Origin of the sequence: Corynebacterium sp. NML130628 (assembly GCF_001875665.1) — a bacterium.
Lineage (GTDB): Bacteria > Actinomycetota > Actinomycetes > Mycobacteriales > Mycobacteriaceae > Corynebacterium.
In genome coordinates this window covers 14,906-40,707 of sequence record NZ_MLAL01000023.1, presented here as the reverse complement: position 1 = coordinate 40,707, position 25,802 = coordinate 14,906, and the positions used below count along the sequence as shown (strand labels likewise).

Below are 25,802 nucleotides of genomic sequence, written 5' to 3'. Positions count from 1 at the left end.
TTCGAAGTCCCAGCGAGCCGCACCGAAGTCTTCCGCGCAATCACCAGGCCACAAGAGTGGTGGGAAGACTCCATCGAAGGCTCCGCCGACACCGCCGGCGGCGAATTCCATTTCCAAAATGACGACCAATTCGCCGAACTCTACGTCTCCGAAGCCGAGCAAGGCGACCGCCTGGTCTGGCGCGTCGAGCCCACCGGCAACCTCCTCGAGGACCCCGAGTGGGACGACACCGACATCATCTTCGAACTCGAAGACGCCCCCGACGGCGACACTCGCGTCAAATTCACCCACCGCGGCATGCACCCCCACGAGGACGGCTACGAAGAAGCCGCCGCCGACTGGAAGGCTCGCCTCCGCGACAAATTGCAGCCGTTAATCAAGCGCGAGAGCAAATCTGAGTAGTCTGCGTCTGCGCACCAAATTCCCTCCCGCGCCCTAGGTGACCTGGGCTTTTGCAAACCCGTCTCCCTAAATCTAGGGATTTGGTGCGTGCGCTGGCCAGCCTGACACCAAATTCCCTCCTGCGCGCTCGGTGACCTGGGGAAACGCCGAGCGCACCTAGGGGAAATTGGGGAATGTGGTGCGCGTTCGCTACATCCTTGGCAGCCGCACGCCCGGAATCAGGTCCGCGTACGCCGCACCGCCGAATCCAAGCGCCAGCAGCAGCGGCAGGATCAGCCACAACCAACTACTTGCCGACGACCCCTCCGCCCCACTCGCAGACCTTTCCATCTGCTGCGTTGGTATCGCCTGCTCCGTGGTTTCCGGCGCCTGCTCAGTTGTCCGCGGGACGGAATTTCCCGGCTTTGTTGCAGGTACCGAGGTCGCCGCGGACTGCTTCGTCGACGACTCCTTCGCTTCCGTTGACCGCGCGCGGGACGCCTCGGATGAGGCTGGGGCAGCGGTTGTTGCTGGTAGCGAGGTTGCCGCGGACTGCTTCGGTGATGGCTCCTTCGCCTCGGTTGTCCGCGGGGCGGACACCTTCGACGAGGTTGCTGGGACGACGGCTACCGTGGACAGCTTTGCCGAAGTAGTTGTCCGCGCGGCGGAATCTTCAACGGTCGGCTCCTTCGCTTCCGTTGACCGCGCGGCGGACGTCTCGGATGAGGCTGGGGCAGCGGTTGTTGCTGGTAGCGAGGTTGCCGTGGACACTTCGGTCACGGTCGTTGGCGATACCTCAGCTTCGGACACCTCAGCTTCGGACACCTCAGTCTCGGAAGGCTCCGATGCTTCGGACGGCTTGGTCGTCTCGGATTCGGGCTTGTTGATGTACTGCTGCAGCAGCTTCTGCAGATCGAGCATGTCCTGCTCGAGCTTCTTTGCTTCGTCGAGGTTCTGGGTGAGTTCGTCGATGTCGATTTGGTCTTCGGGTTCGGCGGATGTGTCCGCGGGTTCGACGCTTTCAGAAGCCTCGGGTGTCCGCGGGGCGGACTCTTCTGGGGAAGTCGTGGGGGATTCAGGTTCGGTGGGAGCTTCAGAGGCCGATGGTTCCGGTAACTCCGACGGTTCAGGTGTCCGCGCGGCGGAATCCTCGGTCGGCTCGACAGCCGCCGAAGGCTCGGCAGCCACGGAAGGCTCCACTGTCTCAGACGGTGCCTCAACCTCCGGCGTCTCCGCGGGCGCGTTCTTCAGCTCTTCCAGCGCGGCGGCTTTGTCGGCGATGCGTTTGGTGGCGTCGGCGATTTCGTTGTCCGCGGCGCGGAGGGCGCGTTCGAGGCCCCACTTGTCTGCGTTGTGCCAGAAGCCGGTGAACGGGTTGCGTTCTTGCCATCCGGTGAGTGCGGCGAGGTTGGCGTCGATGTTGGCTTTGCGGTGGGTGGCGGCTTCGAGGGTGGCGTTGGCGAACTCGAGCTGTCGAGAAGCGTCGGCGACGTCGGTGGGTGTGGTGGCGTCGTAGCGGTTGGCGCCGTGGCCTTCGTGGGAGGGGGTTGCGGCTTCGACGGTTTCGAAGAGTTCGATGGAGCGGGTGATGTTATCCAGGCGAACTTGTTCGAGGTCAAGTTTGGCTTTGCGGGCGTCGCGACGGTTTTTCAGCCCTTCGAGTTCTTTGCTGTTTGCTGGGGAGAGCCAGCTGAACCAGCCGCTGTTGATTTCTTTTTTGCGTTTGTTATAGGTGGCGTCGGCTTCGTCGAAAAGTGCTTGGCGCTTAGCGACAGCCTCCTGCTGCGCGGTGATGCTCCCGAGTGCTTCGCGCAGGTTGGTGGGCAGTGCGACGGGCTTGGTGTCGGCTTCGGGGGCGTCTTCGTAGGCGGAGGAGTCTTTGCCATTGAAGTCAGCGAGCTGCTTTTTGGCGACGGCGAGTGTTTTGCGTGCCGCGTCGAGGGAAGTTTTGGTGGTGCGGACGAGGAGTTCGGCGGAGTCAACGATGAGTTTTTGTTTATCGTATTCGGCTTGCTTGGCCTTTTTGTTTTCTTCGCCGATTGCGAGGACGACGCCCCAGCGTTTCATTTCGAGGAGGGCCTGGGCGCCCTTGAGCGCTAGGTCGGCTTTCCATAGTTGGGATTCGAGTTCGGCGACTTTTGCTTCGCCCTTTTCGACGAGTGCCTGCAAGGCTTGTCCGCCGAGGCCGAGGAGGCCTTGCGCTTCGGCGTAGTGGGCGGTGGGGTTGATGGTGGCCGGGACGGTGATGGCGGTCCCGGTGAGGGCGACGACGAGGGCGCCGGACGTCAACTTGTGCATGCGCAAAGTTTAGGGCATAGACCTCTTGAAGTACTACTTGCGTGTAGTGGCGAGTGCCCCCGTGAGTGCGCCGATGGCTGTGTCGATGATGTCGTCGCGTTCGGCGGCGGGGCAGCCTTCGTCGACCCAGTCGATGCAGACGGCGTCGAGGAAGCCGAGCATTCCGGAGGCGGCGCGTTCGGTGTGCTCGTCGTGGCTTCCCAACAGGGTACACAGCGTTTCGACGGAGGCGTCGCGCATCTCAATGCGCAGGTTGATGGCTTCGGTGGGTTCGGCGCCGCCGCGGCGCCCGGCGAGCCACACGAATGGGTGCTCGGCGACGTGGTCGAGGTAGCGCTCCAGGGTGCTGCGGAGGGCTTCAGGGGTGTCGGCTTTGGGGTCGAGGTGGGCGTCGAAAAGCGGTTGGGAGTGTGCTTTGAGGAAGGCGGTGTAGAGCCCTGCCTTGGATTCGAAGTAGTGGAAGAGGAGGCCCTGGGAGACTTGGCAGGCGTCGGCGATGTCTTGGGTGGAAACTTCCACGTAAGGTGTGGTGGAGAAGATGTCCGTGGCAGCGGCGAGGATTTCTTCCTGGCGTTGCTCGACGCTGAGCCTCCGTCGTTGTTGAGTCATGGACACCACCCTACAGTACTGAGTTTTGCTCAATAGAAAGTGTGAGGAACTTGTCCACGTCAGACATCATCTGGTGGCACGTCTACCCCCTGGGCGCCACCGGCGCACCGATCCGCGAGGAGCACGACGCAGCGCCGCGCCTGCGTCAGCTCGAGTCCTGGTTGGGCTACCTGATCGAGCTCGGCTGCAATGGGCTGCTGCTCGGCCCGATTTTCTCCTCCGTCACCCACGGCTACGACACCCTTGACCACTTCCAGATCGACCCGCGCCTGGGCACCAACGAGGACTTCGACCACCTCATGGCCGCCTGCCGCGAGCGTGGCATCCATGTGATGCTCGACGGCGTGTTCAACCACGTCGCGTGCACCCACCCGCTTGTGCAGCAGGGCCTGGCCGGCGACACCAACTGGGAGGGCCACGGCGAGCTCGCCACCTTGCACCACGAAGACCCGCGCGTGGTGGACCTGGTCACCGACGTCATGTGCTACTGGCTCGAGCGCGGCATCACGGGCTGGCGCCTGGACGTTGCCTACTCAGTGCCGCCGGAGTTCTGGCGCACCGTCCTGGCGCGCGTGCGCGAGCGCTTCCCGGACGCGCTCTTCCTGGGCGAGGTCATCCACGGCGACTACGCGGAGATCGCCGCCGCAGGAACCTTGGACACCGTCACCCAGTACGAGCTGTGGAAGGCACTGTGGTCTTCTATCAAGGATGTGAACTTCTGGGAGCTCGACCACGCGCTGGGTCGCCACCGTGACCTGTGCGAGCACATGGTGCCGAATACGTTCGTCGGCAACCATGACGTGGACCGGATTGCCTCGAAGGTAGGGCAGGACGGCGCGCTCGTGGCCACGGCGCTGCTCATGGCGCTGCCCGGCATGCCCAGCATCTACTACGGCGATGAGCAGGGCTTCGAGGGCCTGCGCGCGGAGGGCTTCGCTGCCGACGATTCGGTGCGTCCGCCGCTGCCAGCCAGCCCCGCGGAGCTTTCGAGCCTGGGTCAGTGGATCTTCGAGGAGCACAAGAAGCTCATCGCTTTTCGACGCAACCACCGCTGGCTCGAAACCGCCACCCTCGAAGTGACCGACAAAACAAACGAGGCGATCACCGTGGCGCTCGAATCCGGTTCGGAACGCGCGTCGGTGACCGCCTGGCTCGATCCCGCGCCGGGCGTGCGAATCATGGCTGGGGGCGAGACCTGCTACGAGTGGTCCGCTGTCTAACCGCTAGAACGGCAGGGAGGAACCAGCTGCGTGCTTGGCCAGCAGTTCCTGGACGATGACGGCCAGGTCCGGCAGGCGCAGCGTGACCGCACCCGCGACTGGCAGATCGAAGGTGGGCACGTTGGCGGGCGCCAGCGTGATCACGGGTGTGCCTTGCGGCGCTGGGGCCGGCGCGGGTGCCGGTGCCGGGGTCGGCTGGGCTGGAGCGGGCTGGGCGGGCTGTGCAGGCTGGCGTTGCGTGTTTGCCGGGCTGCCGCTGGTGCCGCGCAGGCCGCAGCGGTTGGCGGCCTCTTCTACGCGGCCGAGCGCGGCCTGGATTTGGGGGCCGCGGCGGTCGAAGGCCGCGATGGTCTGGGCCTGGCGCTTCTTGGCGTTGAAGTCGGCGTCGTTGGTCCAGTAGCGGGATGCCTGGTCGCAGGAGATCTGGCCCGCGGGCAGTTTGGCCAGGGCGTCGTCGATGGCGTCTGCGCCTGCCACACCAGTTGAGAGCGTGGCTGCCATGAGTGCAGTGAGTGCAGCTGTACGAATTTTCATGCCCGCCAGTATGTCACACCAGTCCCACCTGTCACACCCGTTTAGGCGCCGAGGAAGCGTCGGATCAGGCTGCGGTAGGCGTCCACGGTGAGGTGAACGTCCTCGATATCCACGTATTCGTCGTGGCCGTGCAACAGGTCCAGCACCTTGCCCAGGTGGCGTTCCCGGGCGTGCAGCGCGAAGCCGTAGCCCACCCCGCCCTTGCGGCGCGCGAAGCGCAGGTCCGAGCCGCCGGCGGCGATGGTCGGGACCACCACCGCGTCGGGGAAGAACTCGGCGTAGGTGTCACAAATGGCCTCATACAGTGGCGAGTCGGTGGGGGAGATGGTGGCGTCCTCGGTGATGAGGTGCTGGATCTCTACCTCGTCCGCCAGGTCGCCGAGCGCCTCGCGCAGCTGCTCGTCGATCCACTCCTGGCTCTGGCCGGGCAGCGGGCGGATGTCCAGCTCCATGTAAGCCACGGATGGCAGCACGTTGATAGCCTCGCCCGCGCGCAGCACCGTGGGCGCAATACTCAGGTGACTCATGGCGTGCGAGTAGCGCGCCAGATCGCCCAGCGCCTCGTATCCCTCGCCGCGCAGCAGAGCGGCCTCGGTCTCGGGGTCGAACTTCCAGGCGCGGATGTAGTCAGGCCAGGGCTGTTCCGTGGTCACGGAGGGCTGCACCGAAGCGATGCGGCGAGCCACCTCCCCAATCTTGGTGACGGCCATGTCGCGGCCGTGCGGGGTGGAGCCGTGTCCTGCGTCCCCGCGCACCACGAGGCGGCGCTGCGCCGCACCCTTCTCACCAATGACGACGACGATCGCGTCCGAGCCGTCACGCACCGGCAGGTGGGAACCGCCTTCCTCCGAGAGGCAGTTCTTCCAGCTAAACGGTTCCGGGTCCAGCTGCGAGAGGTGCCCGGCGCCGAGTCCGCCGCGTGCCTCCTCGTCCGCCACCCCCACGAAGGTCAGCGTGCCCCGCGGGCGCTTCCCGCTGAGTGCCACGTCGCGGGTGGCGGCGGCCATCGCGGCCGTGATGTAGAGCATGTCGGTGGCGCCACGGCCGTAGAGTCGGCCGTCGATAATCTCGGCGCCGAAGGGGTCCTTGGTCCATTGCTCCTTATCGACGGGCACTACGTCGGTGTGCCCGAGCAGTGTGAGGGGTTCTGCGGTCGGGTCGGTGCCTTCGATGGTGAACGCGATGGAGACGCGCCCAGCTGCGGGTTCAAACTTTTGGACCCGCACGGGAGTACCCTCAAAGAACTCCTCAAGGGCGGCCGCATTGCGGTATTCTCCCCCCGAAGTGGGGGTTAAGTCGTTGACACACGTATTTTGGAGGAGGTTTTGTAATAGATCCACTGTTGCACTATGTAGGTCCATGACTGGCATATTATGTGTTTTGCGGTCGATTGGGAGAGGAGTTGGTGTCCGATGGCGAGAAGGGAACTCAGCCAGGACCCTCGCGCTGTGAAGACGCGAAACGCAATCATTAGAACGACTACCGAGCTGTTGAATGAGCGTCGAGTTGAGGACATCACGGTGTCCCAGATTGTGACTGCGGCTGGGATGAGCCGTCAGGTGTTCTATGAGCACTTCAAGGACCGCGACGCCGCCGTGAAGGCCGCGATTCAGCGTGCGCTGGCTCCCGCGGTGAACGATTACATTGATACGTACAACAAGACACATGAGATGCCGCAGGCACTGCAGGCGCTGTTCACGCAGCTCGCAGAGGTGCGTTGCCTGCTGAGCCATGTGATTAACGGCCCTGCCCACGCCACGCTGATGGCTTGCTTCACCACTCCTGAGATGCCGATGTTGCACGACATGGTGAACTCGATGCGCTCCGAGGTCACTCCGATGACTGATGAGGAGGCTGCTGACGTGGCTTCCTACCTGTGCTCGGGCGCGTTTTCGATTTTTATGAAGTCGGCGACGGAGTCGGAAAACTACGACGAGGCGGTGCGCCGCGCGATGAGTGTATTTGGGGTGTTTGCTAGGGCAATGGGTCTGCCCCAGTGAGGTATCCTGCTGGTATGACATCACGCGAACTTAGTACGGACCCACGCGCGGTTCGTACGCGGACGGCATTACTTGGTGCGACGAAGGAGTTGCTGCTCCATTACCGGGTGGATGAGCTCTCGCTTTCCCAGATTGTGAAGTATGCGCAGGTGAGCCGCCAGGCGTGTTATGAGCACTTCCGTGACAAGGATGCGCTCATTCTGGCAGCAGCCTGCGAGATCTGTTTGCCCGCGTACAAATCGTTTGTCGACGACATCGTGATCGACGAGACGTACCCAGACCAGGTGGCACGGCTGGTAGATCATCTGGGGCGCTATGACAAGGCGGTGAAGCACCTGATTAACTCTTCGGTGCATGGCCAGCTCAATGAAAAGATTTGCCAGATCTTGGCGGACGCCTACTTGAAGAAGATCTTTGCGCAGATCGAGGCGGGGAACCCTATCGAGCTGTCGGAGGAGACGCAGCGCGACACCGCCCGCTTCCTGGCGGCAGGCACGCAGGACATCCTGATCGACGGCATGTTGCGCGACCGTGAGAACGAGGAGACTGCTCGACGTGTGGAAAACGTCCGTTCGGCGCTCGAGCTTGTGATCGGCGCGCTGCGCGCGACGAGCGGTGGGGCGGATATCGAGCAGTAAGCTTGTTACACTCGCTGAGGAGCTGGGGCGCCGTCTTGTGCGGCGTCCCAAATTGTTTCGTCCAAAATCCCTTCGCGCTTCGCCACGACGGCGGCGACAACCGCCTGACCAGTGACGTTGACGGCGGTGCGGCCCATGTCGATGATCGGCTCGATGGCCAGCAGCAGGCCCACACCCGCCAGCGGCAGGCCAAGGGTGGATAGCGTCAGGGTGAGCATGACGGTCGCGCCGGTGGTGCCCGCGGTTGCCGCGGAGCCCAGCACGGAAACGATCACGATGAGCAAGTAGTCCGTCGCGCCCAGTTCAACGCCGTAGAACTGCGCGACGAACAGTGCCGCGATCGCCGGGTAGATGGAAGCGCAGCCGTCCATCTTCGTAGTGGCGCCGAGCGGCATGGCGAAGGCCGCGTACTCGCGCGGCACGCCCATCGATTCCTCAACGGTGCGCTGATTCACCGGCATCACGCCCATCGAGGAGCGCGTGACGAAGCCGAGGGTGGTCACCGGCCACACGCGTCGGAAGAATCCGCCGACCGGCACCTTATTGACGGCCAGCACAGCCGGGTACAGCACAAAGATGACCAGGGCGAGACCCACGTAGATCGCCAACACGAACTGGCCGAGGTTGCCCAGCGCCTCCCAACCGTAGGTGGCCACCGCCTTACCAATAAGCGCCGCGGAACCAATCGGGGCCAGACGGATGATCCACCACAGCACCACCTGGATGACCTCCAGGAAGGACGCGGAGAACTGCAGGAACGGCTCCGCCGCCTTGCCGGCCTTGATGGCGGCGATGCCAATGAGCAGGGAGATCACGAGGATCTGCAGCACGTTGAAGTTCACCGACGCGCTCGTCTCTGAGACCTTCGCGCCCAGCCCGAAGAAGTTCGAGGGGATGACGGTGTTGAGGAAGCCGAGCCAGGAACCTGAGCCGCTTGGTTCGGCGGCGGAGGAGGCGTCGACAGACGAGTTCGCGCCGGGCTGCATGACGGCGCCGACGATGATGCCGATGACCACAGAGAAGAACGCCGTGATGGCGAACCACAGCAGGGTCTGCCAGGCGAGGCGCGCGGCGTTTGTGACCTTGCGCAGGTTCGCGATTGAGGTGACCACCGCGGTGAACACGAGTGGCGGGATGAGCAGTTTCAGCAGCTGCACGTAGGCGCCGCCGACCCAGCTGAGCGTTTCGCTGAGCCAGGTGATGTCGTTGGCCGCGGCGAGGAGTCCCAGGATGAGACCGATGATCAGGCCGGCGATCACTTGGGCGCCGAACCCGGTCATCCACTTCGGAAGGTGCATAAAGCTCTCCAGGTGTAGGTTTATAGACTAATCGGTATTAAACGAAGCTAAACACTACACCTAGCCTCTATAAACGCGTCAAATCTAGACTAGACAGAGCGGTTCACGCAGCACTCTGTCCAGTGCGACGGCGCGCGCGATGTCCCGCACGATCTCGCGGTGCGAAGGGATCATGCGCAGCTGCGGGGTGTGCGTGGCCTCGCTGAGCGCAGTGCGGGCAAACGTCGTGGGCGCCTGGGGGTCGTCGATGAATGCGCTTCCGGCGATGACGACGGTGCTGGGGGTGTGGGCGTCGGCAAGCGTAGCCACTAGTGAGCCGAGCCCGCGGGCGCGGCGTTCGAGCGCCTGGCGCGTGGTCGGCTGCTGTTCTGCGAGCGCGACGGCCTCCTGCAGCGACTGTATCGTCGGCTGCCCGATGGAGTTGAGGAGTCCCTGCGTGGTCAGGTGGTCGCTGGCGACGTCGATGGGCATCACGCCGGTCGGCGTTGACATGGCGCAGGCCAGCGAGTCGTCGGCGAACAGCGCCATCACTGGTGGGGTGTCGATCTCCAGGCTCGACTGCATCTCCGAGCCGACGATTGCCTGGCTGATGGAGGCGACCTCGACGGGCACGCCGAATTGCTCGCGCATCTGTTGGCGGATGGGGACCCCGTGCCAGCCGAGGTTCGCCGCGGTGACCTCGCCGTCCTCGTTGACCGTGCCCGAGGCGGTCACGCCAACGGTTGCGAGTTTGCGGCCCATTCCTGCGGTGAGCCGGTGCAGGCCCGCCATGATGTGCTGCACGAAGTCGTCCGGGCTCATCTGTGCGACCGGGATGTCGACGTCGATGCTGCGCAGGGTGCGCCCCTTGAGGTCAAAAAGTGCGATGTAGGTACTCAGGGTGCCGACGGCCACCCCGGCGTACAGCCAGTTCGGTTCCCCGAGCTCAAGGGGCATGGTGGGGCGGCCCCGGCCGGCCGGCTCGGAGAGATCGCTGCGCTCCACGATGTAGCCAGACTGTGCCAGCGCGGCGACGGCGCGGGTGATAGTTGGCTGCGAAAGGCCAGTGGCTGCGATGAGGTCGCGGCGTACGCACTGTTCCTGCAGGCGAATGAGGTGCAGGCACTTGGCGGCCGGTGTTGTCGGGTGATGGAACGCAGTCCTTGTCGCGGGCATGTGAATATATGTACCCGGAACTAGACCGCTTTGTCCAGTATCCAAGGTGGAGTGAGGTCTCCTAGTAGACAATGCGGTTTGTCCGTGGCGCCCGAGGTGCAGGGGTGCGCGGAACTCGGCTCCCTCGGTTACACTGCCTACCCATGACCAATCCTTTGCTTGAGGGGCACGCGTCCGAGTCCGAACGCGAGCCATCGCTTCTCGACGCCACCTGCGAAGACTTTCTCTACGACCTCGCCGAGCTGATCCCCACCCTGGCAACGGAGATCGGCCTCGAAGGCCACGACGGTGACCTGCAGGACTTCAGCCCGGAGTACCACGACGCCGTCGCCGACCGGATCCGCGACGTCGTCGCCGACGTTGACGCCCTCAACGACTCCACGGACGTCTCCGACGACGAAGACGACTTCGACGACGTCGACAACCTCACCGCCGCGCTGCTGCGCGACCGGATGGCTTTCAAACTTGAGCTGCACCACCAGGGCGAAGACCTGCGCCGGCTCAACAACATCGACTCGCCGGTCCAAACCATCCGCGACTCCTTCGCGCTGATGCCGAAGGTGAGCAAGGAGGACTTCGAGCACATCGAGTCACGCCTGTCCAAGGTGCCGACGGCGCTCGCGGGCTACCGCACGTCGCTTTCGGAGGCGGCGTCGGCAGGCAACGTGCCGACCTATCGCCAGATCGAGGCCGTCATCAAGCAGTGCGGTGATCTGGCCGACGACGACAGCGTCTTCGACCAGCTCGGCCTGCCGGAGGACTCGGCCGTCGTCGAAAAGGCGAAGGCGGCCTTCGACGAGATGGCCACCTGGCTGTCCACCGAACTCGCGCCGCACGGCCGCCACGACGACGCCGTCGGCCGCGACCGCTACGAGCTCTTCTCCGAGTTCTTCCTCGGCCGCGACATCAACCTCGACGAGGCCTACACCTGGGCCAAGGAGCAGCTGAAGGAAACCGTCGCTGAGCAGCGCGCGCTCGCGCAGAAGCTCTACGGACCCGACGCCACTATCCTGGGCGCCTACAAGCGGCTCAACGAGGAGGAGCGCTACACGCTGCGCGGCACAGACGCGCTGCTGGAGTGGATGAACTCCGTCAACGAGACCGTCATGCAGGACCTCGACGGCGTCGACGTCACCATCCCGGAAGGCCTGCACACAGTCGAGTGCGCGATCGACGAAGCTGGCTCCGGCGGCATCTTCTACACCCCACCATCCGACGACATGATCCGCCCCGGCACCATGTGGTGGTCCGTCCCGGAAGGCCAAGAAGTCTTCCACACCTGGCAGGAGCTCACCACCGTCTTCCACGAGGGTGTGCCGGGCCACCACCTGCAGATCGGCACCGCAATCATGCAGCGCAACGACCTCAACCTGTGGCGCCGCACCGCATGTTGGAACGCCGCGCACGGCGAGGGCTGGGCACTCTACGCTGAGGAGCTCATGGGGAAGCACGGACACTTCGACGACCCAGGCTTCCGCATGGGGCTTCTCGACGCCCGCCGGCTCCGCCTCGCCCGCGTCATGATCGACATCGGCGTCCACCTGAAGAAGACCACCCCGGACGGCACCGGCGTGTGGGACGCCGCCTACGCCAAGGCCTTCCTGCGCGACAACTCCGCAATGCCCGAATCCCACATCGCCTTCGAACTGGACCGCTACCTGGGCTGGCCCGGCCAGGCGCCGAGCTACGCCATCGGCTACCGCGACTGGTGCTCCCTGCGCGACAGCGCCCTAGAGCAGGGCATGACGCTGCGCCAGTTCCACGACAAGGCGCTCAAGCTCGGGTCGATGCCGATGGACATGCTGGCCCACGAGGTGCTCAACCACCACAACTAGGCCGCTAGCCCTTCTAACGCTGCCGTTTGCGCTTCTGCCTGCCGACCAACTTCGGCAGGTAGCTGGCGAACAGCAGGATGCAGATCAGGCGGATCAGCTGGATCGCCACCACCGCCGGGCCAACCCCGCCTTCTGCGGTCAGCGCCAGCACCGTCTCGAGTGCGCCGGGCGTGGTGGCCAAGTAGCCCTCGTAAAAGCTGATATTCAGCCACAGCGCCAGCAACCACCCCACGCCGGCGCAGGCCGCCATGAGGCCCGCGATGTAGCCGATCGTGATCGGCAGCAGGCGGGAGAACTGCTTCAACGCCGGCACCGACAGGCCACCGCCGCACGCCCACCCGAGGCACAGAAACGCCGCGATGTTCAGCGGCTCCGGCGGCACGATGACCACATCCATGAAGGAACCCACCACGGCGGTGAGAATCATCGGGCCGAAAATCGAAGGGTTCGGGATCCGCAGCACCTTTGCAATCGGCTGGCCCGCCACCACCAGCGCAGGCACCAGCAGCCACATCCACCAGTAGGGGTCCAGGTGCCCGGCGGTGGAGCCTTGCGTCGTCGTGAGGAGCCCGGCAACCACCGGCAGCGTCATCGACACGACGAGCAGGCGCAGGTACTGCGTGAGGGCGACGTAGCGGACGTCGGCACCTATCTCCTTCGCGATGACCGGCATAAGCGACGCACCACCCGCGAGCAGCGACAACACCCCCGTCTCCTGCGAGACCCCCTTGCGCGCGAGCACCGCGCCGCCCACGTACGCCAACCCGATCATGCTCGCCGCAGCCATCAGGCCAGGAGGCAGGAACGGCAGGAGTTGCGCCGGAGGGATCCCCACCAGCGGCAGCGCCGCCAGCACCCCGATCACGCCGCGGGTGAACTGGAACAAATACTCGTTGATGGGGAGGTCGCGCCCACTGCGCAGCGCCACCGCTCCCGAGGCGACGATCGCCCCCAGGATCCACGCCGCCGGCAAATGCAGTGCGTTGAACGCCCAACCGAGAGCAACAGACATCGGAACGACAACACACCAACGAAGCATGGGTGTTGATACTACTCTTTAGTGCATGATTATCGCCCTGCTGATTGCATCGTTCGTTGCCGGGTGGATCGATGCCGTCATCGGCGGTGGCGGCCTGGTGCTTATCCCGGTGTTGATGTCGACCACCGGCATGCCTGCCGCCGCCGTCCTGGCGACGAATAAGTTCGCGGCGTTCACCGGTACCTCCTCCGCCGCGGTCACCATGGTGCGCAAAGTCGGCGTGCCGCGCTGCACGTGGGGGTTCGCCCTCGCGGCAATGTGTGCCTCCGCGGGCGGAGCGCTCGCCGTCGCGCTCGTCAGCGACTCCGTGGTGCGCCCACTGATCATCGTGTTGCTGCTGGCAGTGGGCATCTTCGTCGTGTGTAAGCCCAGCTTCGGCGCGGAAGGCACCCGCATCATCACCCCGCGCCGGGTAGCGCTCGGCGTCGCAGTGGCACTTCTCATCGGGGGTTACGACGGCATCTTCGGCCCAGGTACCGGCATGTTCCTCATCATGGCGTTCACGGCCGTCTTCTCACAGACCTTCCTGGAATCCGCGGCGATGGCGAAGGTGGTGAACACGGCGACGAACATCGGAGCGCTCAGCGTGTTCATCGCTGGCGGCTACGTGGATTGGTCGCTGGCCATCGCGCTGGCGATTGCGAACGTGATCGGCGCGCAGCTGGGGGCCCGCACCGTGCTGCACGGCGGGTCCAAATTGGTCCGTATCGCCTTGTTGACGCTCGTCGTTGTTCTCTGCGCCCGGCTTGGCTGGCAAGAATTCGTGCAATAATGACGGCGTGGAACAGAAGCAGAAGATTCTTCGGCCGGCTCGTAGGGCCGCAACCGAGCAGAAAATTTTCGCGTCGGTGCTGAGCATCGCCCGCGATCGGGGTTTGCATTCTGTAACGATCGACGAAGTCGTGGCGGACTGCGGCGTCGCAAAGACGACGATCTACCGCCGCTACGCTGACCGCCGTGAGATGATCACCGCGGCGCTGGACTCGATCGCGATCCAGATCCCGATCTACCTCCCCACCACACGCGCCGAGTTCGTGAAATACATGATTGAACTGCAGCACTACCTCGACGAACAGCTGGGCGTGCGGCTGATTGGCTCCATCATCGCTAGCGCGGAGCCCTTCGTGTCCCAGTGGCGCCTGCGCCTCGAGACCGAGATCCTCGAACAGATGGTGAAGGGGATCCGAAAGGGGATGGATAAGGGCCTGTATAACCCGAACATCAACCCGTACGCATTCGTGGGGATGCTGCTCGGCGGCATTGTCATGCGCCAGGCGTTCAGCGAGGCGTCCGCGGAGCGGCACGCCGAAAACACCGCGACGGTCCTGTGGCCACAGCTCGCCGTGGACCCGGACCGCAGAAACGACTAGAGCCGACTAGAGCCGACTAGAGCTGCAGGGAGCCGTTGGTCAGTCCCACCACGGCCGCGATCGCGCCTGCGATCACGATCGCCACAACAACCCACTCGAAACTGTTGAAGAGGCGCTCCTTGTTAGCGATGCGCGTCCACGCGTACGGGATGATGCCCGGCACCACCGCGAGTGCGCCGAAGAGCACGTAGACCGGGTCGGCGGCGTAGATCAGCCACATCGAGTAGATGAAGCCGACGGCGCCCACGATGAGGTGGCGCTGGTTGTCGTGGCGGCTGACCTCCGGGCCGGAGTCGTCGAAACGGATACCTGCGTTCGGGTGCGTCAGCCCCTTGCCGCGTACCGCGAGCAGGATGAGGTACAGCGAGGAGAAGATGTACGGCAGCAGGTACATGATGGTCGCCAGCTGCACCATCGCGTTATAGGACGTCTCGTTGGCGAAGAAGATGATCACGAACAGCTGGATCACCACGGTGGAAATCAGCTGCGCGCGGAACGGGGAGCCCGCCTTGTTGGCTACGCCGAGTACCTGCGGCAGCAGGCCGTCGTTCGCCATGAGCACGATCGGTTCGGCGCACAACATCTGCCAGGACACGTACGCGCCCAGCACGGACAGGCACAGGCCGATCGAGATGAACACGCCGCCCCACGGGCCGACGACCGCCTCAAGCACCGCACCCATCGAGTTCTCCGGAAGTGCCGCCAGTTCCTCCTGGGTGAGCACGCCGTAGGAAAGCGTGGAGACCAGGACCAGCAGCAACAGCACGGACAGGAAGCCGATGATGGTCGCGCGGCCCACATCCTTGCGGGTCTTGGCCTGCTTGGAGTACACCGAGGCGCCCTCGACACCGATGAACACCCACACCGTGTACAGCATGATGCCCTGCAGTTGCTGCGAGAACGGGATGGTTGAGCCCTCGCCCCAGAAGTCCAAGGTGAACTTGTCCCAGGAGAAGCCGAGGAAGGCGACCAGCACGATGAAGCAGAGGATCGGTACCAGCTTGGCCACCGTGGTGACCACGTTCATCACGGCCGCCTGCTTCACGCCGCGGGTCAGCATAATGAAGATGCCCCACGTCATCACGGAGACCGCCACGGCGAGCACCCACCGGTTATTCAGCGGGGCGAAGTAGTAGGCCACCGTGGAGAAGAACAGGGTGGCGTAGCCGACCTGCGCCATCACGGAGCCCAGCCAGTAGCCCAGGCCGGAGGTGAACCCGATGAAGTCGCCGAGGCCCGCGCGCACGTAGGAGTACACGCCCGAATCCAGGTGCGGTTTGCGCCGCGCCAGGATCTGGAACACGAACGCGATGGAGAGCATGCCCACCCCGGCGATCACCCAGCCGATGAGCATTGCGCCGGGGCTTGCCACGGAACCAATATTTTGCGGCAACGCAAAGATGCCGGAGCCAATGGTGGAACCAATAATGAGTGACACCAAGGTCCACATGGTCACCGTGTGTGAAGGGGCATTAGTCATGGAGAATAAGTTACCTTATGATGAGAGCCGTGAAGCGTCGAAGGAGGTCGGTCATGCGTGGCCGGATAACAGCAGCTGCGTGTGCAGTCATGCTTGCCTGCACCTCCCCACACGCCGTGGCGGTAGAAACTGCACACGGACAGGCGATCGTGCAGGGCAATTACCCCGTTACAACCGTAACTATTGGGAGCACGGAAACCCTACCCCCACCACTGCCGAGGGGCCAAGCCTGGTTCAGCGGTACGAGTATCCCCAGCTGGGCGCACCTTTCCGAGGCTGATGGTGCAATTGAGCTCGCACCTTCATTTGACGTCGACCCTGGCGATTACCAGTGGCCGGTCGTCGCCCACTACGGCGACGAATCTACTGAAATCATTCCAGTCCGCGTCACTGTGACGAACCCCGGCACCGACGAAGGCGCGGCGCCAGGCTTCTTGAAACCGCTCGGCATTGAGCAGATCACGCCGAAGTGTTCCAAGACTTCCCTCGCCGTCGGTATTCCACTGCTGGCCATGATCCCGCTCGGCTTCGCCACCCAAATGGGGCTACCGATCGTCGCCTTGCAAGACAGCATCAACTTGCAGATCACAAACCTGCCGCAACCGGTGAGGATTCACCTCAAGCCGCGCCAGTACAATCGCCGGAGTGCGGATCTTGGTATCGCTACGGTGCTGACGGCCGCGGGCCTCCTCGGCGGCGGGATCATTTATTCAGCGTGCGCTTCGTCCGAGAAGTAGGCGTCGCCGTCCACGGGTCCTCCGGCCACGGGTGCTTCGGGTAGCGCCCACGCATCTCCTTGCGCACATCCTGGTAGGGCCCGTTCCAAAAACTACGCAGGTCGTCCGTGACCGCAAGCTCGCGGCCCGCGGGGGAGAGCAGGTGGAACAGCACCCGCTGCCCGCCAACCACCGGCGAGTCCGCCAGCCCGAACGCCAGCTGCAGCTTCAGCCGCACGACCGGCCGGCCCGTCGAGTAGTCGAGCTTGCCTTGCGCGATGCGCGTCGGCGCCAGCTCGTCGAGCTTTGAGGCCTCCGGCCACGGCAGTTGCCGCATCAGCGCCTGCCGCATGTCCAGCTCCCTTATCGACGCCCCCCTGGCCAACTGCGCCACCTCCAGCGAGTAGTCGCCCTTCGTCACGTCCGGCCACGGCTCGCCGATGGTGGCGTGCAGGAAATCGAGGCGCTGCTTGAGGGTCGTGGCGGCGTCGTCAAGCGTGAAATCTTCGAAGCTGATGTCGCGCAGTGCCTCTTCCACCTCGTGGGGTTCGGGGCGGATCGGTGTGGCGCTCAGCTCGATGGCGCCGATGGCTTTGACCCTGCGTGCGCGCACTTTCCCGTCCACGAGTGATGCGCGCACGTGCTCCTCGACGCGCTCCTCCGGCATCGCGAGCGGTTCCGCCGCGCGGATCACCGCACCCCGCGCCGTGCGCTGTACCTCCGCCGCCGCGATCCACTCCGGGGTGCCGATCGGCGCGTCCAGCCGCGCCCTCGTTCCCGAAGCAAGCAGGTACTCGCCCCCGTCGCGCTTGGCCACCCACTGCGGGTACGCCGCCGCGATCACGTCGCCCGGCGGCACCGGCGCTGACCTGTGTACCAGTTTGGCCAGGCGTTTCGCGGGCTGTTCGGCAAGCTTGGCTACCGTGTCCGCCGCCCCCGAGCCGAACTTCACCAGCGCCGCCCCCAGTCGCGGATCCACCGGCATCCGCACCAGTTTTTCGCCGAGGGCGGTGATGCGGTGCCCATCGTCCAGCGCGCCAATCAGCCGCAGCGTCTCCTGCGCAGCGGCCAGGTGGTGCGCCGGGGGAGGATCCAGCAGCGGCAAGTCTGGCGACGCCCACGCCGCCAACTGCAGCGTTGCCTGCGTAAGGTCACTCGTGGCGATCTCCGGCGCCACATCCGGCTGAAAGTGCTGGTAGTCCGCCTCCGAATAGGCCCGCACCACTGTGCCAGGCCCCAAGCGGCCCGCGCGTCCCGCCCGCTGATCCGCACTGCTTTTCGCCGCAGAGACCGTCACCAGGCCTGTCATCCCGCGCGCATCGCGCCGCGGCACCCGGCTCAACCCGGCATCCACCACGCGGCGCACTCCCGGCACCGTCACCGAGGACTCCGCGACGTTCGTCGACACCACCACCGCAGCATCCCCGTACAGCGCGGCGTCCTGCTCCGCGGAGGACAAACGGCCGTGGAGCAAAGCGGCGTCGTCAAGAAAGCTGGCGACGAGCTCCACCTCCCGCACCCCCGGCACAAACACCAGTGTGCGCTCGGGCGCCTCCGCGAGGGCAGCCACATGCCGGTAAAACTCGCGCGAACCCTGCATCCGGCCAGCGTGCGGCGCATAAGACACCTCGACGGGGTACGTCGCGGCCTCCGTGGACAGCACCTCGGCGCCCATGTGGTCGGCGAAGCGGCGCGCGTCCAGCGTCGCCGACATTGCGCACAGGTACAGATCATCGCGCAACAGGGCAGTCTCCATACACATCGCCAGCACCAGATCAGTGTCCAGGCCGCGCTCGTGCACCTCATCAATGATGACGGCATTGACGCCCTCCAGGCCAGGGTCCTGCAACAGGCGGTTCAGCAACACGCCCGGCGTCACGAATTCCACCAGCGAACCATCCTGGTGCTCACCACGGATGGAGTAACCCACCCGCTGCCCAAGCCGCGACCCATCCAGATCCGCCAGACGCCTCGCCGCCGAACGCACCGCCACACGCCGCGGCGCCGTGACCAGCGTCTTCCCGCGCATGTTCGCCACCGCCGGCGGCACCAGCGTCGTCTTACCCGTCCCCGGCGGCGCCTCCACCACCAGCGGCCCGGTCCGCGGCAGCTCCCCAATTACCTTCGCGACGGGCAGCCCCTCCCCAATCTTGCCCAGGTCAAACGCGCGCTCAGGCATCCTTGCTAAACCTCCGCTTCACGACGCCCGGCACCCCCGCCACCAGACAGTCATCTGGCACGTCCTTCGTCACCACCGTGCCGGCGGCCACCACGCAACGATCGCCCACCGTCACACCCGGCATCACCATCGCACCCGCCCCAAACCAACAATCCTGCCCAATCCGCACCGGCTTCGCGATCTCCCACCCCTCAGCCCGCTTCGCCGCGTCCTCAACCGGGTGACCCACCGTAATCAGCTGGCAGCCCGGCCCGAACATCGACCCGTCCCCGATGGTCACCTCCGCAATATCGAGGATGACGCAGTTGAAGTTCATGAAGCACCCCTTGCCGAACCGGGTGTTCACCCCGTACTCCACATGCAGCGGCGCGAACAGGCCCGGCACGTGCTCACTGTTGGAAAACACCTGGCGCAAAAGCTCCGCCGCCCGCGGCTGGTCGGTGTTGCCCAGGGCGTTGACCTGGCGCATCAGCTCGAATGTTCGGGCGTGTTGGGCGTCTGCCTCCTCGCCGCCGGGCAGGTACCACTGACCTGAACGCATCTGCTCCATCGAATACATACCAGCCAGGGTACCGGGGTGTGTAGCCCCTACGGCCCCGCCTACCGCTCCTCCCGCCCCCTCGTGCCCGGAAAAAGTTCCCAAGAGCCACGTGATTCGGGGAACGATTTTCGTGGACATGCGTCGCCACCTGGGGAAACCCAGCAGTTGGTCGACGGGAGTGAGCCTGAAACGCAAAATGGTTCCCGAGCGCGGGAACTATTTCAACGAGCATCGGACCGAGCCCAGCCCGCACGAGCGCTACACTGCCACCCATGACAGAGACAACGACAACGAAAGTAGCCGTAGTAACGGGTGGCTCCGCCGGGATCGGGGAAGCGTGCGCGAGGGCGCTCGCCGCGGATGGTTGGAAGGTGTACGTGGCGGCGCGCCGGTTGGAGTGCTGCCAGGCCATTGCGGAGGAGATCGGGGGCGTGGCGGTGCGCCTCGATGTGACGGATGAGGCGAGTGTGGCGGAGTTGGCGTCGATAATTGAGGGGCCGGTGGGGCTGCTGGTGAATAATGCGGGCGGCGCGAAGGGCCTCGACATGCTTCGCGACGCCAACCCCGCCGACTGGCAGTGGATGTACGAGACGAACGTGCTCGGCACCATGCGGGTGACGAAGGCCCTGTACCCGCGCCTGCTGGAGGCGTCCGGGCTGGTGGTGAACATTGGGTCCGTGGCCGCAACCGACGCATATAAGGGCGGCAGTGGCTATAACGCGGCGAAGTACGGGCTGCGCGGGATCACGCGGGCGCTGCGCCGGGAGGAGGCGGAGAACAATATCCGCGTCACGGAGATTGATCCGGGGCGGGTGAAAACGGAGTTCTCCCTGAACCGTTTCGCGGGTGATGTTGAGCGCGCGGACGCGGTGTACGAGGGCAAGTTGAACTTGACCGCGGAGGATATTGCGGAGGCGGTGCGTTGGGTGGCGAGTCTGCCGGCGCACGTGAACATCGATACGTTGTCGATCATGCCGACTGACCAGGCTGAACGCTAAGTGTCTGGGCTGTGGCTTAGACTGGCTGCATGATTCTAAGCACTACAAATTCCGTTGATGGGGGCACCATCGCTGAGTACATGCGCATCGTGGGCGGCGAGGCGATCGTCGGCATGAATGTGTTCAAGGATTTCGCGGCCGGGATCCGCAACATTGTGGGTGGCCGCGCCGCCGCGTGGGAAAGCGAGGTGGTCCGCGCCCGCGAGGAGGCCTTGAATGAGTTGTGGCACCGCGCTGCGGAGATGGGGGCTGACGCGGTGGTTGGCGTGAAGGTGGATTATGAGTCCATGGGCGCTGACGGCGGCATGATGTTGGTGTCCGCGGTGGGGACTGCGGTTAAGCTTGCTCCGCCGGTGGTGTAGTCATGGCGTTTGATGTGGTGATTTCGGGGGAGAGTATTAAGCTCGGCCAGTTTTTGAAGGTGGCCAACCTTGTGGAGTCCGGCGGGCACGCGAAGGAGCTCATCAACGCTGGCGAGGTGAGTGTGAATGGGGAGGTGGTGCGTGCGCGCGGCCACCTGCTTTTCGACGCCGACTCCGTCACCGTCGGCACCCAGACAGCGACCGTGAGCACTGGCGGTGATGACGGCGACTACTTCGATGAGCGTACCGCCAACGATGATTTCGATCCGGAGAAGTGGAGGAACATGTAAATGCCTGCGTTTCAGGGAACACCAGGGATGCCGTACTGGCAGGACTGCTTGACGAAGGACGTGCAGAAGTCCGCGTATTTTTACTCGAAGGTGCTTGGGTGGGAAGTCACGGGTGAGACGTACCGGGTTGCCCGGAAAGACGGTTTGCCGGTGGCGGGCTTCGTGCCGACTTCGCAGGAGCGGGACCTGTGGGTGACGTACTTCATGGACGCGGATGGCTCGATTGAGTCGCGTGTGGAGTCGCTGGGCGGCAAGGTGCTGAGCTCCCAGGAGGTGGACTTCGGGGTGATGACGGTGTGCGCCGACCCATCCGGTGGCCTGTTCGGCCTGATGCGTCCGGCGGGGGAGGACGCCTTCGTCGCTGCTGGTGAGCCGGGGGTGCCGGTGTGGTACGAGTGCGTGGCGCCGGATGAGGCCACCGTGGACTTTTACGGCGAGCTTTTCGATTGGGAGATGCGCAAGGAGACCGGCTACTACATTGCGCTGGAGGAGGGCTCGGCGTTCTTGGGCTTGCGCCTGGACCCGCGCCTAAAGCAGCACGGCCTCGCGGCAGTCTGGCATTCCTACTTCGGCGTCAAGGACGTTGAGGCGGCATCCCACGCGGTGCGTATGGGTGGAGGCCAGGTGCTGGCCGGCCCGACGGTGAGCCCGTTCGGCCCGCTGCTTGGGGCGAAGGACGCCACCGGCGCAAACGTGTACCTGTGTGAGGTACCGGAGCCGTTCAGCGAGGACGTCAGCGAAGCGGACTCCATCCTGGATCTCTAGGGCGCGAAGCACCGTGTTGAAGAAGTGGATTGCGGCACTGCTGGTGTGCGCGCTGATGCCTGCGTTGCAGGGCTTTCACGTGAACCCCAGCTATACGCGGGAGCGCACCGCGCTGGCGGTGGTGCACCCGGACGGCCGGGTGTCGATTTCCCCGGCCGGCGAGGAGCCCCGCGCCGCCTTATCCCTGGCCAAGCTTTACCTTGGCTACTGGGTGCTCTACAACGGCACGAAGGAGGAGAAGGCGCAGGTTGAGGAGATGGTGCGGCTGTCCAACGACGCCATCGCGGAGGAGCTCGACGCCCGCTACCCGCAGGCCATCGATGAGATCGCTGCCGACTTTGAGCTGGAGCGCACGCAGCGCGTCGGCGCGTGGGGTACCACGTTGACGTCGGCGAGGGACGTGGCCACCTTCATCGCTTCGATCCTGTGGGACCCGGTGGCTGAGCCGCTGCTGGAGGGGATGCGTCGACAGTCGTTGGTGGCAAGTGATGGCTTTGGCCAGCAGTTTGGCACGGCTCGTCTGCGCGGCGTAGGGGGCTCCAAGATGGGGTGGGCGAACGAAGCGTCCACCGCAACCGCCTCGGTGTCTTGGGGCACCACGTTGGATGAGACGTGGGCGGTGGCGGCGCTGACGAACGGCAGCGCCTACCACAACACGGTGGACGTGCGGCGCGGCATTGTGCAGCGCCACGATGCCACACCAGCGTCAGCCTTCGGCCGTAGCAAGTCCGGCAAGAAACTCCGCGGCATCGAGGACCTTGCGCCGGTGCTGGGCAGGGGTGGCGATCACCCCGGTAGAGACGTACTCTTTGACTTCCGCCCTCTCGACTGAGGGCTGTTCCCACGTCGCGTCAGACGCGCGCTGGAGCAGCACCTTCGCGTCACCAGGCGCGGTGTCCCAGGTGGCCCCAGCGGCCTCAGCAGGGAAGGTGAGCACGTAAGCGTCCGCGTCGGCGGGCAGTAGCGCGCACGAGGAGCCCGTTCCCCACACAGCAACCACGTCTGCGCCTTCCTGGCGCGCGGCATGCACGGCGGCGGCGACGTCGGCTGGGTCGTCCACGTCGTAGGCGCGGGCCCCGGCCTGCTCAGCGCAGGCGGCAACCTCGGGACGCCAGGAGAACTCGCGGGCATCGGCAGGCCCGTCGTAGCAGGACACCACCCACACGCCTCCCTTGACGGGCGCCTCGGAGGAGGTGAATACCTGGCCCAGCGGGGCGTCCTCGACGGAGACGTTCCCCGTCAGGGCCACGCCCGGCATCTGGTGGTCCACCGCGGCGCCCAGCATCAGCATCGCGGCGTGCGTAATGCGGTCCGGCAGCAACGCAAGGTACTGGGGGGAATCCTCGTAGGACGCCTCAATGTAGGACACCAGCTGCGCGAGCTGCTCGGACTCCGGCAGGGTGCGCTCCACGCCACCGACCTGGAACTCCTCGGCACCCTGTTCGTTGAGCGGGTAGTGCGCGCCCTCCGCGCCGGGCTGCAGCGACGGCGATTCGTCTACCATATCTTCACCCGATCCTCTGGGGCGATCCACATCGCGGAGCCTGGCTCCACGTCGAAGGCCTCGTAAAACTCGTCAACGTTGGAGGCGATGACGTTGCAGCGGAACTCGTTCGGGGAGTGCGGGTCAATCGCCAGCAGTTGCGCAGCCATCTCCGGGCGCGCCTTCGAGCGCCACACGCGGGCCCACGCCAGGAAGAGCTCCGCCAGCTGCGGCTCGACGTTATTGTCCTCGCAGTAGAGCTGGTACGCCACCACCGCGATACCAAGTCCGCCCAGGTCGCCGATGTTCTCGCCGAGTGTGAACTCGCCGTTGACCCCCGCCACGTCCTGGCCCTCCAGCACAGAAGGCACCAGGCCCTGGAACTGTTCCACCAGTTTCGCGGTGCGCTCCTCGAAGTGGGCGCGGTCCTCGTCGGTCCACCAGGAGTTGAGGTTGCCGTAGCCGTCGTAACGCGAGCCTTGGTCGTCGAAGCCGTGGCCGATCTCGTGGCCGATCACCGCGCCGATCGCGCCGAAGTTGCGCGCCGGGTCCGCCTCCGGGTCGAAGAACGGCGGCTGCAAGATCGCGGCCGGGAAGGTGATGTCGTTGACCACCGGGTTGTAGAACGCGTTGACGGTCTGCGGGGTGGTCACCCACTCGGAACGGTCCGAAGGCTTGCCGACTTTGCCCAGCTGGTAGTCGTGCTCGAACGCGGCGCCGCGGCGCACGTTGGCCACCAGCTGCGCACCGGAAGGATCAAAGGTGAGGCCCTCGTAGCTGCGCCAGGTTTCCGGGTAGCCGATCTTCGCCTGGAACAGGCGCAGCTTCTCCAGGGCGCGCTCGCGCGTGGCCGGAGTCATCCACGGCAGGTCGCTGATGCGCTGCTCGTAGGCCCGCACCAGGTAGTCCACCAGCGAGAGCATCTGCTCCTTCGACTCAGTAGGGAAGTGGCGCGCCACATACTCCTTACCGATCTCCTCGCCGACCAGCGACTCCACCAGCCCGACGCCGCGCTTCCAGCGGTCACGCTGCTGCGTCGCGCCGGACAGCACCGTGCCGTAGAACTCGAAGTTTGCGCGCCCGATCTCCTCGGTGAGCACGCTCGCGCGCGAACGCAGCACGGTCCACGCCGCCCACAGCTGCCAGTCGGCAAGGGTTTCGGGGCGAAGCATCGTCGCTAAGTCCTCGGTGAAGGAGGGCATCATGTTGATCACGCGGCCGTCGCGAAGCCCGGCGCCGCGCAGCAGCGTCACAATTATCGACGGCAACTCCGCCAACTCCACCGGATTGTAGGTAGCCATCGCGTCCCGGCTGCGCACCACATCCCAATGGCTGGCCGCCACCTGAGTCTCCAGGTTCATGATGCGTTGTGCCGCCAGCTCGGGCGTGAGGCCAAGCAGATAGGCCGGGTCCAGAAACGCCAACATGCGGGCCACGTGCTTCTGGTAGGTGGCGCGAGTTTCCGCGTGGGCGTCCTCCCGGTAGTAAGCCTCGTCCGGCAGGCCCAGGCCGGACTGCACCAGGTAGGGCACGCTGTCCTCGCCCTGGGAGTCTTTCTCCACCCAGAACGCGAGCGGGGAGCCAACACCCGTGCGGTCGAGCACGCCCAGGTTGTGGGCGAACTCTTCGATGTCTTTCACCGCGATCAGGTCCAGGTCCGGCTGCAGGGGCGCGGTGCCTGCAGCGTTGATGGCGTCGGTGTCCATAAAAGAGGCGAACAGGTCGCTGGTCTCCGAGACGATCGCGTGGACGTCTTCTTCCGCCTTGTCGCGCAGGGCGTAGAAGGAGCCGTCGATGCCGCGGTCCGCCGGGATCTCGTGGGAGTCAACCCACTCGCCGTTTACGTGATGAAAAAGATCATGCATGCCCACAACTCTAACGTGTGGGGCGCACATGCGCGTCGGCGGGACTAGCGGTGGTTGGTGATCCAGTTCGCCGCCTCATGCTGCTGCGCCAGCGAGTAGGAGCCGTGCGCGCCGATCGAGCGGACGATGCTGCTCGTGCGTCCGTCGTTTGCGCGCGCGATGTCAAGCACCCAGTCCGGTACCGTGCCGCTGCTCAGGTTGACGTCCATCGCCGGGTCGACGATCTCGCGCTGCTCTTTTGACGGGGAGCACACGATGTCGCCGGTGTTACAGATCTCCAGCACACGCTCGCCCAACTCGCCGTAGCCGCCCTCAAGCTCACCGAGTGCGCCCCGCACGTGTGGCGATGTCCCCGCCGAGAGCACCGCACCGTTTCCGCCCTGGTACGGGGAGGAAAACAGGGCAGCGGAGGCGACGCGCTCCTTCGCAATCGGTCCGCGATCGTGCGAGATGTTATTGAGCATCCGCGACACAATATCCGCGCCGAGGGAGTAGCCGGTGAAACTGAAGCGCGCGTTCGGGCAGGCGTTCGCGATGCTCGCGACGGTCTTCTTCGCCTCCGCGTAGCCACGATTCGACGCCGTCCGGTACTGCGTGGTGGCGAACGGAGCGGCGTCGTACGCGACCCACAGTGGCTGAATCTGCCCACCCGAATACAGCTGGGGCACGCCTGTGAGCCACACATTTCCGCCGTGCGGCAGGGTGCGCGGCAGCAAGAACGGAGCGGAGGGATGAGCAAGCGCGCA

General features: G+C 65.0%; 24 protein-coding genes and 1 pseudogene. 12 read left to right on the top strand and 13 right to left on the bottom strand.

The window, feature by feature from the left end:
• Positions 1-24: 24 nt before the first annotated feature.
• A pseudogene (locus BJP07_RS11485) lies at positions 25-402 on the top strand (SRPBCC domain-containing protein); the annotation flags it as partial.
• A 189-nt stretch (positions 403-591) separates the two neighbouring features.
• On the opposite strand, the gene BJP07_RS06570 reads toward BJP07_RS11485, so the two are convergent.
• Together BJP07_RS06570 and BJP07_RS06565 are read right to left on the bottom strand one after the other, a co-directional pair.
• Entirely contained in the window at positions 592-2,679 is a 2,088-nt protein-coding gene (locus BJP07_RS06570) for a hypothetical protein (RefSeq protein ID WP_071566706.1), read from the bottom strand.
• A 33-nt stretch (positions 2,680-2,712) separates the two neighbouring features.
• The gene (locus BJP07_RS06565) at positions 2,713-3,288 is read right to left on the bottom strand and encodes a TetR/AcrR family transcriptional regulator (protein WP_071566705.1); all 576 of its coding nucleotides are present in this window, start codon (positions 3,286-3,288) and stop codon (positions 2,713-2,715) included.
• A 50-nt stretch (positions 3,289-3,338) separates the two neighbouring features.
• Here BJP07_RS06565 and BJP07_RS06560 point away from each other — a divergent pair, with 50 nt between their 5' ends.
• A complete protein-coding gene (locus tag BJP07_RS06560) occupies positions 3,339-4,508 on the top strand; it encodes an alpha-amylase family protein (RefSeq protein ID WP_071566704.1) in 1,170 nt (389 codons plus the stop codon).
• A 3-nt stretch (positions 4,509-4,511) separates the two neighbouring features.
• Here BJP07_RS06560 and BJP07_RS06555 read toward each other — a convergent pair whose 3' ends face one another.
• Together BJP07_RS06555 and BJP07_RS06550 are read right to left on the bottom strand one after the other, a co-directional pair.
• On the bottom strand, positions 4,512-5,042 hold the full coding sequence (locus BJP07_RS06555; protein ID WP_071566703.1) for a hypothetical protein: 531 nt from the start codon (positions 5,040-5,042) through the stop codon (positions 4,512-4,514).
• Between the two features lie 41 nt (positions 5,043-5,083).
• Positions 5,084-6,403: a M20/M25/M40 family metallo-hydrolase gene (locus BJP07_RS06550; RefSeq protein ID WP_071566781.1), complete on the bottom strand. Its 1,320-nt coding sequence runs from the start codon at positions 6,401-6,403 to the stop codon at positions 5,084-5,086.
• A gap of 51 nt (positions 6,404-6,454) precedes the next feature.
• On the opposite strand from BJP07_RS06550, the gene BJP07_RS06545 reads away from it, so the two are divergent.
• Positions 6,455-7,042, top strand: a complete 588-nt coding sequence (locus BJP07_RS06545; protein ID WP_177222535.1) for a TetR/AcrR family transcriptional regulator — start codon at positions 6,455-6,457, stop codon at positions 7,040-7,042.
• A gap of 14 nt (positions 7,043-7,056) precedes the next feature.
• Complete coding sequence (locus BJP07_RS06540; RefSeq protein ID WP_083584130.1) at positions 7,057-7,680, top strand: TetR/AcrR family transcriptional regulator; 624 nt, start codon at positions 7,057-7,059, stop codon at positions 7,678-7,680.
• Between the two features lie 5 nt (positions 7,681-7,685).
• On the opposite strand, the gene BJP07_RS06535 is transcribed toward BJP07_RS06540, so the two are convergent.
• Both BJP07_RS06535 and BJP07_RS06530 read right to left on the bottom strand, forming a co-directional pair.
• The gene (locus tag BJP07_RS06535) at positions 7,686-8,978 is read right to left on the bottom strand and encodes a dicarboxylate/amino acid:cation symporter (protein ID WP_071566700.1); all 1,293 of its coding nucleotides are present in this window, start codon (positions 8,976-8,978) and stop codon (positions 7,686-7,688) included.
• Positions 8,979-9,062: 84 nt separating this feature from the next.
• Positions 9,063-10,133, bottom strand: a complete 1,071-nt coding sequence (locus BJP07_RS06530) for an ROK family transcriptional regulator (RefSeq protein ID WP_071566699.1) — start codon at positions 10,131-10,133, stop codon at positions 9,063-9,065.
• A 143-nt stretch (positions 10,134-10,276) separates the two neighbouring features.
• Here BJP07_RS06530 and BJP07_RS06525 point away from each other — a divergent pair, with 143 nt between their 5' ends.
• Positions 10,277-11,968, top strand: coding sequence for a DUF885 domain-containing protein (locus BJP07_RS06525; RefSeq protein ID WP_071566698.1), 1,692 nt, complete (start codon positions 10,277-10,279; stop codon positions 11,966-11,968).
• A gap of 13 nt (positions 11,969-11,981) precedes the next feature.
• On the opposite strand, the gene BJP07_RS06520 is transcribed toward BJP07_RS06525, so the two are convergent.
• Positions 11,982-13,007, bottom strand: a complete 1,026-nt coding sequence (locus BJP07_RS06520; protein WP_071566697.1) for an AbrB family transcriptional regulator — start codon at positions 13,005-13,007, stop codon at positions 11,982-11,984.
• Between the two features lie 25 nt (positions 13,008-13,032).
• Between BJP07_RS06520 and BJP07_RS06515 the strand changes: the two genes are divergently transcribed.
• Both BJP07_RS06515 and BJP07_RS06510 read left to right on the top strand, forming a co-directional pair.
• The gene (locus BJP07_RS06515) at positions 13,033-13,779 is read left to right on the top strand and encodes a TSUP family transporter (protein WP_071566696.1); all 747 of its coding nucleotides are present in this window, start codon (positions 13,033-13,035) and stop codon (positions 13,777-13,779) included.
• A 7-nt stretch (positions 13,780-13,786) separates the two neighbouring features.
• On the top strand, positions 13,787-14,377 hold the full coding sequence (locus BJP07_RS06510) for a TetR/AcrR family transcriptional regulator (RefSeq protein WP_177222534.1): 591 nt from the start codon (positions 13,787-13,789) through the stop codon (positions 14,375-14,377).
• Positions 14,378-14,393: 16 nt separating this feature from the next.
• Here BJP07_RS06510 and BJP07_RS06505 read toward each other — a convergent pair whose 3' ends face one another.
• Complete coding sequence (locus BJP07_RS06505; protein WP_071566695.1) at positions 14,394-15,857, bottom strand: basic amino acid/polyamine antiporter; 1,464 nt, start codon at positions 15,855-15,857, stop codon at positions 14,394-14,396.
• Positions 15,858-15,910: 53 nt separating this feature from the next.
• Between BJP07_RS06505 and BJP07_RS06500 the strand changes: the two genes are divergently transcribed.
• Positions 15,911-16,594, top strand: a complete 684-nt coding sequence (locus tag BJP07_RS06500; protein WP_071566694.1) for a Rib/alpha-like domain-containing protein — start codon at positions 15,911-15,913, stop codon at positions 16,592-16,594.
• On the opposite strand, the gene BJP07_RS06495 is transcribed toward BJP07_RS06500, so the two are convergent.
• Entirely contained in the window at positions 16,560-18,752 is a 2,193-nt protein-coding gene (locus BJP07_RS06495; protein WP_071566693.1) for an ATP-dependent RNA helicase, read from the bottom strand. The two genes, BJP07_RS06500 and BJP07_RS06495, sit on opposite strands and share 35 nt — an antisense overlap.
• The gene (locus BJP07_RS06490; RefSeq protein WP_071566692.1) at positions 18,745-19,311 is read right to left on the bottom strand and encodes a sugar O-acetyltransferase; all 567 of its coding nucleotides are present in this window, start codon (positions 19,309-19,311) and stop codon (positions 18,745-18,747) included. Before BJP07_RS06490 ends, BJP07_RS06495 begins: the two co-directional genes overlap by 8 nt.
• A 254-nt stretch (positions 19,312-19,565) precedes the next feature.
• On the opposite strand from BJP07_RS06490, the gene BJP07_RS06485 reads away from it, so the two are divergent.
• Genes BJP07_RS06485 through BJP07_RS06470 form a run of 4 tightly spaced genes read left to right on the top strand, consistent with a single transcriptional unit; the run spans position 19,566 to position 21,708 of the window.
• Entirely contained in the window at positions 19,566-20,291 is a 726-nt protein-coding gene (locus BJP07_RS06485) for an SDR family oxidoreductase (protein WP_071566691.1), read from the top strand.
• 29 nt (positions 20,292-20,320) lie between these two features.
• On the top strand, positions 20,321-20,653 hold the full coding sequence (locus BJP07_RS06480; protein ID WP_071566690.1) for a heavy metal-binding domain-containing protein: 333 nt from the start codon (positions 20,321-20,323) through the stop codon (positions 20,651-20,653).
• A gap of 2 nt (positions 20,654-20,655) precedes the next feature.
• Positions 20,656-20,943 (top strand): RNA-binding S4 domain-containing protein, encoded by a 288-nt coding sequence (locus BJP07_RS06475; protein WP_070477226.1) that lies wholly within the window; start codon positions 20,656-20,658, stop codon positions 20,941-20,943.
• Complete coding sequence (locus BJP07_RS06470) at positions 20,944-21,708, top strand: VOC family protein (RefSeq protein ID WP_071566689.1); 765 nt, start codon at positions 20,944-20,946, stop codon at positions 21,706-21,708.
• 706 nt (positions 21,709-22,414) lie between these two features.
• On the opposite strand, the gene BJP07_RS06465 is transcribed toward BJP07_RS06470, so the two are convergent.
• From BJP07_RS06465 to BJP07_RS06455, 3 genes are read right to left on the bottom strand one after another with little or no spacing between them, the layout of a single operon-like run.
• Positions 22,415-23,212, bottom strand: coding sequence for a hypothetical protein (locus tag BJP07_RS06465; RefSeq protein ID WP_071566688.1), 798 nt, complete (start codon positions 23,210-23,212; stop codon positions 22,415-22,417).
• Positions 23,206-25,056, bottom strand: a complete 1,851-nt coding sequence (locus BJP07_RS06460) for a M13 family metallopeptidase (protein ID WP_071566687.1) — start codon at positions 25,054-25,056, stop codon at positions 23,206-23,208. The genes BJP07_RS06465 and BJP07_RS06460 overlap by 7 nt, the downstream gene beginning before the upstream one ends.
• A 44-nt stretch (positions 25,057-25,100) precedes the next feature.
• A complete protein-coding gene (locus BJP07_RS06455) occupies positions 25,101-25,724 on the bottom strand; it encodes a cutinase family protein (protein ID WP_177222533.1) in 624 nt (207 codons plus the stop codon).
• Positions 25,725-25,802 lie beyond the last annotated feature (78 nt).

Coding starts and splice junctions, on each gene's coding strand:
- BJP07_RS06570 (WP_071566706.1), bottom strand. CDS start 2,679: ATGCACAAGTTGACGTCCGGCGCCCTCGTCGTCGCCCTCACCGGGACC.
- BJP07_RS06565 (WP_071566705.1), bottom strand. CDS start 3,288: ATGACTCAACAACGACGGAGGCTCAGCGTCGAGCAACGCCAGGAAGAA.
- BJP07_RS06555 (WP_071566703.1), bottom strand. CDS start 5,042: ATGAAAATTCGTACAGCTGCACTCACTGCACTCATGGCAGCCACGCTC.
- BJP07_RS06550 (WP_071566781.1), bottom strand. CDS start 6,403: ATGGACCTACATAGTGCAACAGTGGATCTATTACAAAACCTCCTCCAA.
- BJP07_RS06545 (WP_177222535.1), top strand. CDS start 6,455: ATGGCGAGAAGGGAACTCAGCCAGGACCCTCGCGCTGTGAAGACGCGA.
- BJP07_RS06540 (WP_083584130.1), top strand. CDS start 7,057: ATGACATCACGCGAACTTAGTACGGACCCACGCGCGGTTCGTACGCGG.
- BJP07_RS06535 (WP_071566700.1), bottom strand. CDS start 8,978: ATGCACCTTCCGAAGTGGATGACCGGGTTCGGCGCCCAAGTGATCGCC.
- BJP07_RS06530 (WP_071566699.1), bottom strand. CDS start 10,133: ATGCCCGCGACAAGGACTGCGTTCCATCACCCGACAACACCGGCCGCC.
- BJP07_RS06525 (WP_071566698.1), top strand. CDS start 10,277: ATGACCAATCCTTTGCTTGAGGGGCACGCGTCCGAGTCCGAACGCGAG.
- BJP07_RS06520 (WP_071566697.1), bottom strand. CDS start 13,007: ATGCTTCGTTGGTGTGTTGTCGTTCCGATGTCTGTTGCTCTCGGTTGG.
- BJP07_RS06515 (WP_071566696.1), top strand. CDS start 13,033: ATGATTATCGCCCTGCTGATTGCATCGTTCGTTGCCGGGTGGATCGAT.
- BJP07_RS06505 (WP_071566695.1), bottom strand. CDS start 15,857: ATGACTAATGCCCCTTCACACACGGTGACCATGTGGACCTTGGTGTCA.
- BJP07_RS06500 (WP_071566694.1), top strand. CDS start 15,911: ATGCGTGGCCGGATAACAGCAGCTGCGTGTGCAGTCATGCTTGCCTGC.
- BJP07_RS06495 (WP_071566693.1), bottom strand. CDS start 18,752: ATGCCTGAGCGCGCGTTTGACCTGGGCAAGATTGGGGAGGGGCTGCCC.
- BJP07_RS06490 (WP_071566692.1), bottom strand. CDS start 19,311: ATGTATTCGATGGAGCAGATGCGTTCAGGTCAGTGGTACCTGCCCGGC.
- BJP07_RS06485 (WP_071566691.1), top strand. CDS start 19,566: ATGACAGAGACAACGACAACGAAAGTAGCCGTAGTAACGGGTGGCTCC.
- BJP07_RS06480 (WP_071566690.1), top strand. CDS start 20,321: ATGATTCTAAGCACTACAAATTCCGTTGATGGGGGCACCATCGCTGAG.
- BJP07_RS06475 (WP_070477226.1), top strand. CDS start 20,656: ATGGCGTTTGATGTGGTGATTTCGGGGGAGAGTATTAAGCTCGGCCAG.
- BJP07_RS06470 (WP_071566689.1), top strand. CDS start 20,944: ATGCCTGCGTTTCAGGGAACACCAGGGATGCCGTACTGGCAGGACTGC.
- BJP07_RS06465 (WP_071566688.1), bottom strand. CDS start 23,212: ATGGTAGACGAATCGCCGTCGCTGCAGCCCGGCGCGGAGGGCGCGCAC.
- BJP07_RS06460 (WP_071566687.1), bottom strand. CDS start 25,056: ATGCATGATCTTTTTCATCACGTAAACGGCGAGTGGGTTGACTCCCAC.